Annotated in this window: 9 protein-coding genes; 5 read left to right on the forward strand and 4 right to left on the reverse strand. The window is 62.6% G+C overall.

What is annotated here, in order from left to right; all coding sequences use genetic code 11:
• Positions 1–7: 7 nt before the first annotated feature.
• The 3 genes from C2L71_RS05550 to C2L71_RS05560 all read right to left on the reverse strand — a co-directional run bounded on the left by C2L71_RS05550 (position 8) and on the right by C2L71_RS05560 (position 2,444).
• Positions 8–592: a beta-class carbonic anhydrase gene (locus C2L71_RS05550; RefSeq protein ID WP_103264782.1), complete on the reverse strand. Its 585-nt coding sequence runs from the start codon at positions 590–592 to the stop codon at positions 8–10.
• 267 nt (positions 593–859) lie between these two features.
• Positions 860–1,462 carry a nigerythrin gene (ngr, locus tag C2L71_RS05555; protein WP_103264783.1) on the reverse strand — a complete coding sequence of 201 codons (603 nt, stop codon included), beginning with the start codon at positions 1,460–1,462 and terminating at the stop codon, positions 860–862.
• A gap of 190 nt (positions 1,463–1,652) precedes the next feature.
• Positions 1,653–2,444 carry an enoyl-CoA hydratase-related protein gene (locus C2L71_RS05560; RefSeq protein ID WP_157938930.1) on the reverse strand — a complete coding sequence of 264 codons (792 nt, stop codon included), beginning with the start codon at positions 2,442–2,444 and terminating at the stop codon, positions 1,653–1,655.
• 241 nt (positions 2,445–2,685) lie between these two features.
• Here C2L71_RS05560 and C2L71_RS05565 point away from each other — a divergent pair, with 241 nt between their 5' ends.
• Positions 2,686–5,064, forward strand: coding sequence for a cation:proton antiporter (locus C2L71_RS05565; protein WP_103264784.1), 2,379 nt, complete (start codon positions 2,686–2,688; stop codon positions 5,062–5,064).
• Between the two features lie 19 nt (positions 5,065–5,083).
• Here C2L71_RS05565 and C2L71_RS05570 read toward each other — a convergent pair whose 3' ends face one another.
• Positions 5,084–8,266 carry an ABC transporter ATP-binding protein/permease gene (locus C2L71_RS05570; RefSeq protein WP_103264785.1) on the reverse strand — a complete coding sequence of 1,061 codons (3,183 nt, stop codon included), beginning with the start codon at positions 8,264–8,266 and terminating at the stop codon, positions 5,084–5,086.
• A gap of 381 nt (positions 8,267–8,647) precedes the next feature.
• Between C2L71_RS05570 and C2L71_RS05575 the strand changes: the two genes are divergently transcribed.
• The 4 genes from C2L71_RS05575 to C2L71_RS05590 all read left to right on the forward strand — a co-directional run bounded on the left by C2L71_RS05575 (position 8,648) and on the right by C2L71_RS05590 (position 14,124).
• Positions 8,648–10,051 (forward strand): aminopeptidase, encoded by a 1,404-nt coding sequence (locus C2L71_RS05575; RefSeq protein WP_103264805.1) that lies wholly within the window; start codon positions 8,648–8,650, stop codon positions 10,049–10,051.
• Between the two features lie 133 nt (positions 10,052–10,184).
• A complete protein-coding gene (locus C2L71_RS05580) occupies positions 10,185–10,862 on the forward strand; it encodes a methyltransferase domain-containing protein (RefSeq protein ID WP_239926397.1) in 678 nt (225 codons plus the stop codon).
• A gap of 131 nt (positions 10,863–10,993) precedes the next feature.
• On the forward strand, positions 10,994–12,385 hold the full coding sequence (locus C2L71_RS05585) for a sodium-dependent transporter (protein WP_103264787.1): 1,392 nt from the start codon (positions 10,994–10,996) through the stop codon (positions 12,383–12,385).
• 218 nt (positions 12,386–12,603) lie between these two features.
• Entirely contained in the window at positions 12,604–14,124 is a 1,521-nt protein-coding gene (locus C2L71_RS05590; RefSeq protein ID WP_103264788.1) for an IMP dehydrogenase, read from the forward strand.
• Positions 14,125–14,587: the final 463 nt, after the last annotated feature.

The raw sequence follows: 14,587 nt of genomic DNA on the forward strand, positions 1-14,587 counted from the left end.
TTCCAGCTTAGCAGGCCACACGGGCGAGCTGGCCGGTGACGGAGTCCATGACGAAGCCCTGCACGCGCACGTGCGGGGGCATGACGGGGTGATTTCGCACCATATCGACGCTCTTGCGCACGGCCTCTTCGGTGTCGCCGAAGCCGGCGAGCCAACGGTCGAAGTCGATGCCGCAGTGCCGCGCCAGCTCGATGCGCTCGGGCGTGACGCCGAGGCGTTCCATGCTCGCCACCATCTCCTTGCCGCTCATGTGCTGCGCGCCGCAGTTCGTATGGGCCACGATCATGATGTCTTCCACGCCCAGCTCGCACACCGCGATCAAGAGCGAGCGCATCACGCTGCCGAAGGGGTGCGCCACTTCGGCGCCGGCCACCTTGATGATCTTCGCGTCGCCGTTCTTCAGCCCGAGTGCCGCCAGCAGCAGCGCGGTGAGGCGCGTGTCCATGCAGGATACGATGGCAAGCTTTTTGTCGGGGTATTTGTCGGTGGCGTAGCGTTCGAACTCGCGGCGCTCGACGAACGTGCGGTTGTGTGCGAGGATGCCGTCGATGGTAGGGGAGGCAGGTTCCTGCCGATTCCGCTTCGGTTCCATGCAAGCCTTCTTTCGGTTGAAAACATCATGATAGCGCACCCGTGCCATGTCGTGCGAGTGCAAGGAGGTCAGCTCCGTTTGTGTCCGATGCCAGCCAGAAGTGCGGGCGGCTTCCGGCACCATGCGATGACCGAAACCATGCTCTGGCGTGATCCAACCGGGTGCACGTCCCAAATGCAGAACGACCGCCCGAATCGGGCGGTCGTTCTGCAGGCGAAGCGGCAAGCCGGGAAGGCCGCCGCTTCGAGCGCAAAATCGGCTTGACGCCTAGAATGCCTTGAAAGAGGCCTTCGGGCAGAAGCAGATGGGGCACTTCTCGAAGTCTTCGCCCTTGTGGATGTAACCGCAAACAGGGCACAGGTAGAACACGTCATCGTCGGCGGCGTCCAGGTCGTTATACGCGGCCAGGTAACGCTCGGCGTGCACGGACTCGGCCAGCTTGGCACGGGTGAACACCTGAACAGCTTTCGCGTTGCCCTCCTCCTGGGCTTTTGCAATGAACGCCGGATACATGTCGGAGGTCTCGAAGATCTCTCCCTGCGCACCTGAGATGAGGTTCAGATCGGTCTGGGCGCCCTCTGCCTCAGGGGCGGTCGGCTTCTCGAAGCCGGGCTCCATTTCGGCGACGAGTGCATACTCGAGGCCGATGTGGATCTGCTCGGCAGCGCTGGTGGCCTCGAACAGACGGGCGATCTGGTCGTAGCCCTGCTCCTTGGCGGCCTTGGCGAATGCGGCGTACTTCGCGGAGGCGCCCGTTTCGCCGGAGATGGCAGCCTTCAGGTTCTCGAGCGTAGTGCCGACTTCGCAGGTGCCGAAGCCGTTCATGTTCGTGGAGTTCTCGGCGGTGGGGGCGGTGGAACGTACTTTCATGTGTGGGGCTCCTTCTCATCGTGCCGGTCTCGTCGTATCTTAATGAGAATCAATCTCAATAAGACTATTGTACTCCGAGCGCAAACGGCGCGCAAGGGGATAATCTATGCAGCTGTCACGATTCGCATAACGTTCACATGCGCGTGATTGGGCTGCCGTCGAGTCGGGCGGCTTGGCTGTTCAAGCCTTGCTACCGTCCCTCCCAGCGGGGCGGACGCTTCTCGACGAAGGCCGTCGAGCCCTCGTGCGCATCCCGGCTCTCCACGGTGAACTTCTCGTACTGCTCCAGGATGTCCCACCCTTCGTTGGGATAGACGGGAGGATATCCCATGGTCTCATACACGGTGCGCTTCGTGTACTGGATGGCCAGCGGGGCGCCGAGCGCGATTTTGCCTGCCATGTCCAGCGCCTTGTCGAGCACGTGGTCGCCGGGGACGACGAAATTGATAAGTCCCCAGTCGAGCGCTTCCTGGGCGCTGATGGGCTCGGCGAGCAGCAGCAGCTGGTTGGCGCGCTTCACGGTGAGCTGCTGGCCCGCCCGCAGCAGCGAGCCTCCGCCGGCAGCCGTGAGCCCTCGGCGCGGCTCGGGGAACCAGAAGATCGCATCGTCGCTGGCCACGACGAGATCGCACGCCATGACAAGCTCAAGGCCGCCGCCCACCGCCTTGCCGTTGACCGCTGCGATGAGCGGCTTTTCGATGTAGCGCTTGGTCGCGCCCGCAAAGCCGTAGTCGGTGCCGTCCGGTGCGTGGGGCGTGTCCCACACGCCCTCGGATATCTCCTTAAGATCGGCGCCGGCGCAGAACACGGGGCCGGTGTTGGCGATGATGCCCGCTCGCAGATCGGGGTCGGCTTCCAGCTCGTCGAGCGCCTGGGTGATCTCCTGTTGGAGCTCTACCGACATCGCATTGCGCGCCTCGGGCCGATCGAGCGTGATGACGAGCGCTCCGTCGCGCTTGTCGACGATGATGTTGCGATACATGCGATCCTCCTCCTTCTTTCGGTGAAGCCAGCTTAGCACGATCGGGCGGTGTTCGCCGCCCTGTTCGCGGTTGTCTGATCTGTTGCTCGTGCACCTACCCGTACCTTGCAGTCCGGCGGAGCGCAGGCGAGGTGCTTCCTGATGGGGTACAATACGGGCGAACGGCGCTCGCGGTCGCCGTCGGGTGGGCCGTCGTCCGCGCTGTGCGGCGGGGTCGACGTCATGCGCAAGGGAGGGCGGCATGGTTGCAATTCCCCAACTCGTGGTCGACCTGGCCCTTCTTATGGCGACCGCGGCAGTTACGACGATCATCTGCAAGCTCGTCAAGCAGCCGGTGCTGCTGGGCTACGTCGTTGCGGGTTTTCTGATCAGCCCCGCGATCGGTTGGATTCCCAATGTTGGGGACGCGGAAGATATCGCGGCTTGGTCGGAGATCGGCGTTATCTTCCTCATGTTTGGGTTGGGGCTCGAATTCAGCATCGTGCGGCTGTCCACCATCGGCAAAGGCGCGTTTGTTGTGGCCGTCGTCGTGATGGGCTGCATGATGATGACCGGCATGGCAGTGGGGGCGCTGCTCGGATGGTCGTCCTACACGAGCCTGTTCTTGGGCGGTATGATGTCCATATCCTCGACCATGATCGTATCGAAGATATACGACGAACTCGGCCTGAAGGGCAAGCGGTTCGCCGAACTGGCGCTCGGGGCGCTCGTAACCGAGGATATCGTCGCCGTCTTCCTCTTGGTGGTGCTCTCCACCATCGCCGTCGGCACTGCCGAGAGTGGCGAAGTGGCGCGCGATATCGGGCAGATGGCGCTGTACCTTATAGTGTGGTTCGTGCTGGCCGTTCTCGTGGTGCCGAGTGCGCTCAGGCGGGTCGCACGGGCGCTCAGCGACGAGATCCTCATCACCGTGGCTGTCGCGCTGTGCCTGGTCATGGTGCTGGTGGCCGATGCTATCGGGTTTTCTGCGGCGCTCGGAGCGTTTCTTGCCGGCTCCATCTTGGCGGGAACCGCGCTCGCCCATAGAGTCGAGGTCCTGTTCAAGCCGGTCAAAGATTTGTTCGGAGCGGTTTTCTTCGTTTCGGTGGGCATGATGGTCTCGCCGTCCCAGATAGCGGAGAACGTCGCGCCCATCGCCGTCATTGCGCTCGTGGTGCTCGTGGGCATGCCGCTGTTCAGTGGATTGGGCGCGCTATTGGGGGGCCAGTCGCTCAAGACCGCGGTCAAGTGCGGATTGAGCCTGTCGCAGGTGGGAGAGTTCTCCTTCATCATCGCGTCGCTTGGGGTATCGCTCGGGGTGATGGACGGCTTCCTGTATCCCGTCATCGTATCGGTATCGGTTGTCACGACGCTCACCACGCCTTTCTACATCAAACATTCCGAAGGAGTCTACCGGCTTCTCGTCAGGCTGCTGCCCCAGCCGCTGCTCGATCGACTGGAATACCGTAAGCCGTCGTCGGACGACAGAGGAGCTTCGGGGAAGCGCGAGTACGCCAAGCGCTGGGCGCTGCGCATCGCGATGGTTGCGATCGCGGCGGTCGCTTCGGCCGAAGTGCTTTCCAAAGTTGTGAAGCCGCTGCTGAGGGGGTACGTGTCCGAACCCGCACTCGGTATCGCGCTTTCCGTGGCTGGCATTCTCGTGACGGGGGCGTTCATGGCGAACCTGTTCTACGGGAGCCGAAAGGGCGAGCTCAGGCTGTTGTGGCTGGGCGCGCGGCGCGAGCAGGCGATGCTCGTGGCGCTCACGCTCGTGAGTGTCGCCGTGTCCAGCATGGCCCTCGTCTACATCGTCTACGTTTTGGAAGGCGTGCTCTCGTGGTGGCTGATCCTGCTGGCCTTCCTCCTGGCGACCGCTCTTGCCCGATCGCGCGCCGTTCACGCTGGGTTCCTGAGGATGGAATCCGCCTTCCTTGGCAATCTGAACCAAAGCGTCATGGACGAGCGCAGGGCGGAGCTCGATGACGAAGAGCATGTGAATTGGGTGGAACGGCAGCTCTACGTTGCGCAGGTGGCCGCGACGGGACGGAAGAGCGGGCGCGGGCTCATCCGCTCGGCTGACTATCTTTTCGGCATTGCCTTCAACCTCGACCTGATCGCCATCGAGCGGAACGGGCACCTGGTGGGCGAGGAGCTGGTGCCGCGCCTTTCCAAGGAAGAGCTGGGGCGTCGCATCAACGACCCGAACGATCCCCTGGGCATTCGCGAAGGCGACCTGCTCACATTTCTGGGGACGGAAGACGAGGTGGACTGGTATCTGCAGAAGCTGCTGAAGGACGACATGGTAGACGAGGACGAGGCGGAAAGCGTGACGCTGGAGCGCTACCTGGGCAGCGGTCGGGCTCCCCGGGAAACACGCTGCTTCTCGTTCGAACTGGGGCCGACCTCCGAGTTTCGCGGAAAGACCATCGCCATGATCGATTTCAAGGACGCTTACGGCAGCTTGGTGGTGGCGTTCGAGCACAGCGCCCGCATCGTCATGAAGCCGAGTAGGAACACCCTCCTATCTCAGGGCGACCGCGTCTGGGTGCTCGCGGATTGCGCTCTGGCCGAGTCCTTGCTGGAAAGCCTCGGCCAGAGCGATGAAGCCGCCCTGGCCACGAGTCGTGCCGTTGCGATCTGAAGGAAGGCGGTGGCCCCCGCTATTCGCTGCGCAACGCCTCCACAGGATCCTTGCGGCTGGCGGCGCTCGAGGGGATGAGGCCGGCTAGGAACGTGAGCAGCACGCTGATGCCCACGAGGATTGCGGCGGCCTGCCACGGTAGTGAGGCCACGTCTGCCACGTCGAACAACGAATAGATGATGATGTTCGCAGGGATGCAGCAGAGCGCGGTCACGCCCACGCCGATCAGTCCGGCGGTGAAGCCCACGATGATGGTCTCGGCGTTGAACACCCGGCCGATATCGCCCTTGCTCGCGCCGATGGAGCGCAGGATGCCGATCTCCTTCTTGCGCTCGAGCACGCTGATGTAGGTGATGACGCCGATCATGATGGACGACACCACGAGCGAGATGGCCACGAACGCCACCAGCACGTAGCTGATCATGTTCACGATGTCGGTGACCGAGGACATGAGCGTGCCCACGAAGTCGGTATAGGTGATGACCTTGTCTTCCTGGCCGTCGGCCGTCATGCGATCGTTGTAGCCGTCGAGGATGCCGATGACCTTTTCCTTGCTCTCGAAGTCGATGGGGTAGATGTCGATGCCGCCCGGCTTGTTGGGGTCGGCGTAGCCCAACTTCTTCAGGTTGTTGTCGTAGGAGGCCTCCTCGGTGTTCATGAGCGACATCATCAGCTCGCCGAGGTCCTCCTCGGTCATGTTCATCTGGAAGGCGTCTTTGAACTTGTCGGGATCGATGCTCATGGCCGACGCCATGTTGTTCGCCATCTGGTTCATCGATTGCTGCAGCGCAGTGGTCACCTGCGATTGCAGCTCGCTTGCCATGGCGGTCATATAGGTGGTCATGGTGGTTTGCACGTAGCCTTGCAGGGCGGTGGCGAGTTGGGCCTTAAGGGCGTCCTGGTCGACCATGCCCTGTACGCCGGCCATAATCTGCCCCTGCACGGCAGGTTGGTTCAGCCATTCCTGTGCGGAAAGCGGTTTGGCATCGGGGTCATAGGCAGGATTGGGGATGACGGGGCTCGATGCGGGGTCGCTTGCATCGTAGTCGGGGTTGGGGATGGTGGGGGTGTTGGCGGCGTAGAACTGCTGCAGATAGGCTGCATAGCCTTCCATCAGGTTGGACATAAGCGCGCTCACCTGATTGACCGGCAGGTCGATGTTGAGCGATCCGGCGATCTCGTCCATGTTCGGCTCGGGGGCGGCGGGCATGTTCTGCAGGCTGCCCTGCAGGTTCAGGGCGTTGGACATGTCCACGGACAGCTTGCTCTGGTCGATGGTGAACGCCGCTTGGATGGCATCGCCGTCGATGGTGAACAAGGAGTCCATGTTGAAATCGCTGCCCTCCTCGTCCTCCTCGTCGAAGGACTTGCCCGTGAACACGTTCGTGTCCGGGTGCGCCAGCTGGTCCTTCACGATGGCGCTGTTCGCGGCCTGGTCGATGACGTAGTCGGTAAGGGATGAGGGGTAGTTGATGCCCGAGCTCAGCATGGTCGCGGCGGCGTCTTCGCGTGGCTGCACCACGCCCACCACATGCACGTCCTCGCCGTGCTCGACCAGATTGCGCATGTAGTCGGTATCGTCGGTCTTGTCTTTCCACACGTTGAACTCGTCGTCGTGGACGTAGTAGTCGGCGGCGTTGACCAGCTTGAACGAGACGCCCAGGATATCTTCGTACGAGGGATCCTCCATGTCGGTGGGCGCGGTCACCTCTTCTTCGGCCGCGAACTTCTTCACCATGTCGTCGAGCTCGGCCGAGTCGCGCAGGCCCAGCGTGTACAGCATGAAGTCGCTGATGCCGCCGTTGCCGGTGAGCACGAGCACCACCTCGTTATGGCTTTGGGGCCAGCGTCCGGCCTTCACGTCGTATTGGTTCTGATACAGGTTCGGGTCGCTCGGCATCTCGTAGAACGTGTCGGTGCTCATCGACATGGACATGAGGCTGTTCGAGCTGGTGGAGGAGCCCAGTCCCAGCGCGGAGAACGATGTATCGGGATTGACCTGGCGCAGCTTCTCGGTGTTCGAGCTGAAGATCTGCGGCGCCACGTTGTACGTGTACTCGATGGCGTTCGTGTACTGGTCGATGTTGCTCTCCCCGCTGTCGAGATACTTCTTGAGCGAGGCCAGGTCGTTTGAGCCGATGCTCGACACCATGTTCGACACCATCTCCACGACGTGCACGGAGTCTTCGCCTTGGTCCTCGGCGCCGTTGTCGCCGGCGGCCTCCGCTCCTTCGCCCGCCGCGCCGAACATCATGGACGTCATGTCGAAGCCGGTGCTCTGGATTTGCAGGGGGTACTCCGAAAGCGTTTCCTCTTCGACCGACTTGATGTAGTTGTTCACGCCGTTGGCCAGCGCCAGGATGGATGCGATGCCGATGATGCCGATGGAGCCTGCGAACGCCGTCATGAGCGTGCGGCCCTTCTTCGTCATGAGGTTCTTGAACGAAAGCGCGAGCGCCGTGAAAAACGACATCTTCGTACGGCGCGCGGGCTTCTCGCTCTCGTGCATGTCCTCGGCGGTGGGCTCGAAGGGGTCGGTGTCGGAGCGGATGACGCCATCGGACAGGTTAACGATGCGCGTGGCGTACTGCTCCGCGAGCTCGGGGTTGTGCGTGACCATGATGACGAGGCGGTCGTTCGCGATCTCGGTGAGCAGGTCCATGATCTGGACGCTCGTCTTGGAGTCGAGGGCGCCGGTGGGCTCGTCGGCCAGCAGGATCTCGGGGTCGTTGATAAGGGCGCGCGCGATGGCCACGCGCTGCATCTGGCCGCCGGACAGCTGGCTGGGCTTCTTGTTGATGTGGTCGCCCAGGCCCACCTGCTGCAACGCGGCCACGGCGCGGTCGTGCCGCTCGGCGCGCGACACGCCCGACAGCGTGAGCGCCAGCTCCACGTTGGACAGCACCGTCTGGTGGGGGATGAGGTTGTAGCTTTGGAACACGAAGCCGATGCGGTTGTTGCGGTAGGCGTCCCAGTCGCGGTCTTTGTACTCGTCGGTGGAGATGCCGTCGATGATGAGGTTGCCCGAATCGTAGTGGTCGAGGCCGCCCACGATGTTGAGCAGCGTCGTCTTGCCTGAGCCGGAGGGGCCGAGTATCGCCACGAACTCGTTATCGCGAAACGACACCGACACATTGTCGAGCGCAGTCTGCGTGAAGTCGGCCGTCGTGTACGATTTGCATATGCGGTTGAGCTGGAGCATGCGTGTCCTATGCCTTTCGCTGGCACGATCGCTTGACTATCAAGCGTCGCCCGGTCGTTTTCTCGCTGTCAATAGTAGGCATTGTCTGGCGAAACAGGCCTTAGCCGCGCGTTTTCTACACAGGAAACCCGAATGCGGAACGGCGGCCGCCTCGTCGCCAACGCAGTCTGCGATGCTAAGATGGCCAAACGCGAGATCGGCATCGAATCCTTTGGCGTCAAGCGAGGAGAAGGCCTTTCGCCTCCTCCTCGTCACGACTGCGCTGCGGCGCGGTGGAAAAACGTCTCAATGGCTGGCGTGCTCGAGCTGGTTGTGGATAATGGAATTCGACCTGCGCAGCGGACGACGGCCGAGAGCCGCTGGAACGAAAGGAACGAGCATATGGAACGCGACGTGGCATGGAAGAAGTACGACGAGGCCGACCTCGAGGCGCTCGAACAGCTGGCTGCCGAGTACATCGATTTCATTTCAGACAACAAGACGGAGCGCGCATGCGCCGCAGCGGTCGTCGCGCAGGCCGAGGAGCGCGGCTACCGCCCGCTCGACGAGGCGGTCCGCGATGGGCGCGCACTCGCGACAGGCGACAAGGTGTGGGCGCTCGCCCATGGCAAGGCGCTCATGCTCGCGCACATCGGGCAGAAGCCGCTCGCGGAGGGCCTGAACATTCTCGGCGCGCACATCGACTCGCCGCGCCTTGACCTCAAGCAGAATCCGCTTGCAGAGGCCAACGGCCTCGCGTTTCTGGACACGCACTACTACGGCGGCATCAAGCCGTATCAGTGGGTCGCGCTGCCACTTGCACTGCACGGCGTGGTGGTCAAGACCGACGGCACCGTGGTCGAGGTGAACGTGGGCGACGACGAAGGCGATCCCGTGTTCTGCGTAACCGATCTTCTGATCCATTTGGCGAGCAAGCAGATGGGCAAGAAGGCGAGCGAGGCCGTGGAGGGCGAGGATCTGGATATCCTCGTGGGCAACCGGCCGCTCGTCGCCGCGGGCAGCGATGATGGCGATGCCGAGAAAGAGCCGGTGAAGGCGTTCGTGCTGAAGCTGTTGGCGGAGAAGTACGACATGACGGAGGAGGACTTCCTGTCGGCCGAGATCGAGGCCGTGCCGGCTGGGCGCGCTCGCGATCTGGGCTTCGACCGGAGCATGGTGATCGGCTACGGGCAGGACGACCGCGTGTGCGCCTACACCTCGCTCGCGGCGCAGCTTGCGCTCGACGATGCGCCGGAGAAGACGGCGGTGTGCGTGCTTGTGGATAAAGAGGAGATCGGCAGCGTGGGTGCCACGGGCATGGCGTCCCAGTTCTTCGAGAACACGATGGCGGAGATTATGGAGCTGGTGGGCGAGGGCGGCCCGTTGCTGCTGCGCCGTGCGCTAGCCGCTTCGAGCATGCTGTCTTCCGACGTATCCGCCGGCTTTGACCCCGCGTACGCGAGCGTGTTCGAGACGAAGAACAGCGCATTTTTGGGCCATGGCCTCGTGTTCAACAAATATACGGGCTCGCGCGGCAAAAGCGGAAGCAACGATGCTTCCGCCGAGTACGTCGCGCGCATTCGCCGCATCATGGACGATGCCGGCGTGTCGTTCCAAACCGCCGAGCTCGGCCGCGTCGACGCGGGCGGCGGCGGGACTATCGCCTATATTCCCGCGAAGTACGGCATGAACGTCATCGACTCTGGCGTGGCGGTGCTCTCGATGCACGCTCCCTGGGAAGTCACCAGCAAAGCCGATATCTACGAGGCGTTCAAAGGTTATGAGGCATTTTTGAAGAACGCATAACGCGAAACGCCGGAGTGCGGCACGGGTTTGCCGTGCGGTCGGTCATCTGGGCGTTTGGCGGAACAGGACTCGCCGAGGACGCCGGCTTGCGCGCTTGTTTCGATCGAAGCGCGCCAGGAAGGGAGGCATGCGGATGGATGCCGAGAGGGATTGCTACTACGAAGCCATGCCGCGCGAGGGGCATGTCGTCGGTCGCTGCGAGATGCTGCTGCCCGACCAGCTGGTTGGCAAGAGCGTGCTCGACCTGGGATGTCGCCGCGGCAAGGGGGCATGCAAGATCGCCGACCTCGTAGGGCCTGATGGGGCCGTGCTGGGCGTCGACCCGTCTGAGGCGTATGTTGAAGCTGCTCGCGCCTACGTGGCGGAGCACCAGATGCGTCGGGCCCGTGTTGCGGGCGCGATCGACCCAACGTTCTGGCGTGCGCCGTTCGAGGATTTGCGCCAAGCAGGTATCGAGGACGCATCGGTGGACCTCGTGTTCGTGAACAGCGTGCTCAATCTGGCGTGGGATCGTGAGGCGGCCCTGCGCGAGATCGCGCGCGTGCTCGCGCCTGGCGGGGCCCTCCATCATGCGGGCGTGTTCGCCGAGGAGCCGTTGCCGGCGGAGGAGGCCCGCGCGCTTGCCGCTGTCGGCAACGCATTCGGCGCCGCCCCGTCCGCAGCGGAGTTCGAAGCCGACGCCCGCCGGGCCGGGTTTGCGCGCTGCGAGTTTGGCGCTGCGCTTGCTGCCGAGCCTGACGGCGACGATGCCGTGCCCGTCCTTGCCGGGCGCCGCTTCCGCGCGACCGTCGTGCGTGCATGGGTGCGCTAGATCCTCTCTCTCGCAGACCTGGCGAGCCGGTGCCCTTTCCGCTACACTGCTCGCATTGCAAGCATGCGCCCGTCGGCCGCGGCCGATGGGTCGTCAGGCCCGGGGTAGGCGCTTTTCGACGGTAGGCGGACATGGCTCGAGAGAAATTTGGAACCCGGCTGGGGTTCATCCTGATCAGCGCCGGATGCGCTATTGGCCTTGGGAACGTTTGGCGCTTTCCCTACATCACGGGGCAGTACGGCGGTGCGGCTTTTGTGCTCATGTACCTGCTGTTTCTCGTGGTGTTCGCGCTGCCTATTCTCGTGATGGAGTTCGCGGTGGGACGCGCCAGCCAGAAGGGGGTCGCGCGCAGCTTCGACGAGCTGGAGCCAGCGGGTACGAAATGGCATCGCTTCAAATGGGCTGCTTTGCCGGGAAACTACCTGCTCATGATGTTCTATACCACCGTGGCCGGATGGATGATCGCGTTTATGCTGTTCAGCGGTGCGGGCATGTTCGAAGGCCAGGATGCGGGCGGCGTCGAAGGCGTGTACACCTCGTTGCTGGCCGATCCGTGGCTCATGGTCGCGTTCATGCTGACTGTGGTGCTCATCGGCGTTCTTGTGACGCGCGCTGGACTGCGCAACGGCGTGGAGCGCATCACCAAGGTGATGATGATCGCGCTGTTCGCCGTGCTCGCCGTGCTCGTAGTGCGCGCAGTCACGCTGCCGGGGGCCCAGGAGGGTCTCGCGTTCTACCTCATGCCCGACTTCGGGAAGCTGTTCGAAGGCGGCTGGGGCACGTTCGCCGATGCGGTGTTCGCGGCCATGGGGCAGGCGTTCTTCACCGTGTCGGTCGGCGTGGGCTCCATGTCCATCTTCGGCAGCTATATCGACAAGCGCTACCGCCTCACCGGTGAGGCTCTGCGCATTGCAGGACTCGACACACTCGTGGCGTTCATGGCGGGTCTCATCATCTTCCCTGCGTGCTTCGCATTCGGCGTGGAGCCGGGCAGCGGGCCGGGACTCGTGTTCATCACGCTGCCGAGCGTGTTCTCGCAGATGCCGTTCGGGCAGGTGTGGGGGACGCTCTTTTTCCTGTTCATGAGCTTCGCAGCGCTCTCCACGGTCATCGCGGTGTTCGAGAACATCATGAGCTTCAGCATGGATGAGTGGGGTTGGTCGCGGAATAAGGCGTGCCTGGTGAACGGTCTGGCTCTGGCGGCGCTCTCGCTTCCGTGCGTGCTGGGATTCAACGTGTGGGCGGGCGTGGAGGTGCCGGGCATCGGCAACATCCAGGCTATCGAGGACTTCCTCATGTCGAACAACGTACTGCCCTTGGGCGCGCTCGTGTTCCTGCTGTTCTGCACCTCGCGCCGCGGCTGGGGTTGGGATGCGTTTCTGCGCGAGGCCGACACGGGGGAGGGCGCGCGTTTCCCCCGGTGGGCTCGTGGCTACGTGCGCTTCGCGTTGCCGGTGCTTATCATCGTGGTGTTCGTTGCGGGCTACGTGCCCATCGTGCAGGTGTGGTTGGGGATGGGCTAGCGCGCACGATCTGACAGTATGGAAAACGACAGTGAGGACGGCCGGAGTTTTCTCCATATTCCCTCGGATTCATTCCGTGCGCGGGCGTCCCGTGGCTATAATAGCGGTAACAAGTGAGCAACGGGCGGTTGACGGGCGCGTTTTCTGGGTGGCGTCGACTGCACCGGACAGAACACATGCCGCGCATCGCGCCAAACCGCAGATGGAGGAAGCAGCCCATGGCCTACTATTTCGATGAGCCGTCCCGCACGTTCAACGAGTACCTGCTGGTTCCAGGCCACTCGTCGTCGGAGTGCGTCCCTGCCGACGTCAGTCTAAAGACGCCGCTCGTGAAGTTCAAGCGCGGCGAAGAGCCGGCTATCTCGCTGAACATACCGATGGTGTCGGCTATCATGCAGGCCGTGTCCGATGACGGCATGGCTATCGCGTTGGCGACGGAGGGGGGGCTTTCGTTCGTCTTTGGATCCCAGACCATCGAAAGCCAGGCCGCCATGGTCGCGCGCGTGAAGGATTACAAGGCCGGCTTTGTCACGAGCGATGCGAACCTTTCTCCCGAGATGTCACTGGCCGACGTGTTGGCGCTCAAGGAGGAGCACGGCCATTCCACTATGCCCGTGACTGCGGACGGTTCGGCGCACGGTAGGCTGGTGGGCATCGTGACCGGTCGCGACTACCGTTTGTCGCGCATGTCGATGGACGAGAAGGTGTCCAGCTTCATGACGCCGCGCGAGAAGCTCATCGTCGCGCCTGCCGATACGTCGCTCAAAGAGGCCAACGATATTATCTGGGACAACAAGCTGAACGCTCTGCCCATCGTCGATGACGAGGATCGGTTGCTGTACCTGGTGTTTCGCAAAGACTACGATTCCCACAAATCGAATCCCAACGAGATGCTCGACGCCCACAAGCGCTACATGGTGGGTGCGGGCATCAACACGCGCGACTACGCCGAGCGCGTGCCGGCGCTTGTCGAGGCCGGTGCCGATGCGCTGTGCATCGACAGCTCCGAGGGCTATTCCGACTGGCAGCGGCTCACGATTGAGTGGATCCGGGAGCACTACGGCGACTCCGTGAAGGTGGGCGCGGGCAACGTGGTCGACGCCGAGGGTTTCCGCTTTTTGGCGGATGCGGGCGCAGATTTTATCAAGATCGGCATTGGTGGCGGCTCCATCTGCATCACGCGCGAGCAAAAGGGCATTGGCCGCGGTCAGGCCACAGCGGTCATCGAAGTGGCCAAGGCGCGTGACGAGTACTTCGAAGAGACGGGGGTCTACATCCCCATCTGTTCCGACGGTGGCATCGTGTACGACCATCACGTCACGCTCGCGCTTGCCATGGGCGCCGACTTCGTCATGCTGGGCCGCTACTTCGCCCGCTTCGATGAGAGCCCCACGAACAAGGTGAACATCAACGGCTCCTATATGAAGGAGTACTGGGGCGAGGGAAGCGCGCGCGCCCGTAACTGGCAGCGTTACGACCTGGGCGGCGACAAGAAGGGCTTATCGTTCGAAGAAGGCGTCGACAGCTACGTTCCCTATGCCGGCAGCCTGAAGGACAACGTCGACCTGACGCTGTCGAAGGTGAAGTCCACGATGTGCAACTGCGGTGCGCTAACCATTCCCGAGCTGCAGCAGAAGGCCAAGCTCACCGTGGTGTCATCCACGTCCATCGTCGAGGGCGGCGCTCACGACGTCGTGCTTAAGGACAAGACGCCCTATGTGAGCAACACCATCCACTAAGACGCGGGCAGCATAGCGTGTTATGCGAACGGGGCAGTCTTCGGGCTGCTCCGTTTTGTTGTGATGAGACGTTTCGGAAATCGCGAAAGGGCGTTGATTTCGGGGCCCGTTTCTTCGTGCGCTGTCCGGTCTTTTTTCGGGAAGGCGCCGACGGATGAGTCGCGCGCATGGTGGGAAGAGAATGCGAGAATCCGGAACACGGTTCTTCCTTCTGTGGCGCATTCGGAATGAATAGGTCATGGGGGGTGCTTTAAACTTGCCATAAAATTATAGTTGATCAGGGATTCTGCGTGTAACTTTATCAGATGCTTATATAATTGTTCGCATAAAGGTAGAAGGTACCGTCAAGAATCTTGCGCACTTTTCCGACAGCCTCATAAGCCCGCCGTCCGGTGCGGCTACCCCTCCAGCAGAGTCACGTCCAGATAGCGCCTCGAGCCCCACTCGCTCTCGGCCACGTACT

This window comes from Enteroscipio rubneri (assembly GCF_002899715.1).
In the GTDB taxonomy this organism is placed as follows: Bacteria; Actinomycetota; Coriobacteriia; order Coriobacteriales; family Eggerthellaceae; genus Enteroscipio; species Enteroscipio rubneri.

Bases quoted from the DNA above. Each gene is read 5' to 3' on its own strand.
- C2L71_RS05550 (WP_103264782.1), bottom strand. From the start codon at position 592: ATGGAACCGAAGCGGAATCGGCAGGAACCTGCCTCCCCTACCATCGAC.
- ngr (WP_103264783.1), bottom strand. From the start codon at position 1,462: ATGAAAGTACGTTCCACCGCCCCCACCGCCGAGAACTCCACGAACATG.
- C2L71_RS05560 (WP_157938930.1), bottom strand. From the start codon at position 2,444: ATGTATCGCAACATCATCGTCGACAAGCGCGACGGAGCGCTCGTCATC.
- C2L71_RS05565 (WP_103264784.1), top strand. From the start codon at position 2,686: ATGGTTGCAATTCCCCAACTCGTGGTCGACCTGGCCCTTCTTATGGCG.
- C2L71_RS05570 (WP_103264785.1), bottom strand. From the start codon at position 8,266: ATGCTCCAGCTCAACCGCATATGCAAATCGTACACGACGGCCGACTTC.
- C2L71_RS05575 (WP_103264805.1), top strand. From the start codon at position 8,648: ATGGAACGCGACGTGGCATGGAAGAAGTACGACGAGGCCGACCTCGAG.
- C2L71_RS05580 (WP_239926397.1), top strand. From the start codon at position 10,185: ATGGATGCCGAGAGGGATTGCTACTACGAAGCCATGCCGCGCGAGGGG.
- C2L71_RS05585 (WP_103264787.1), top strand. From the start codon at position 10,994: ATGGCTCGAGAGAAATTTGGAACCCGGCTGGGGTTCATCCTGATCAGC.
- C2L71_RS05590 (WP_103264788.1), top strand. From the start codon at position 12,604: ATGGCCTACTATTTCGATGAGCCGTCCCGCACGTTCAACGAGTACCTG.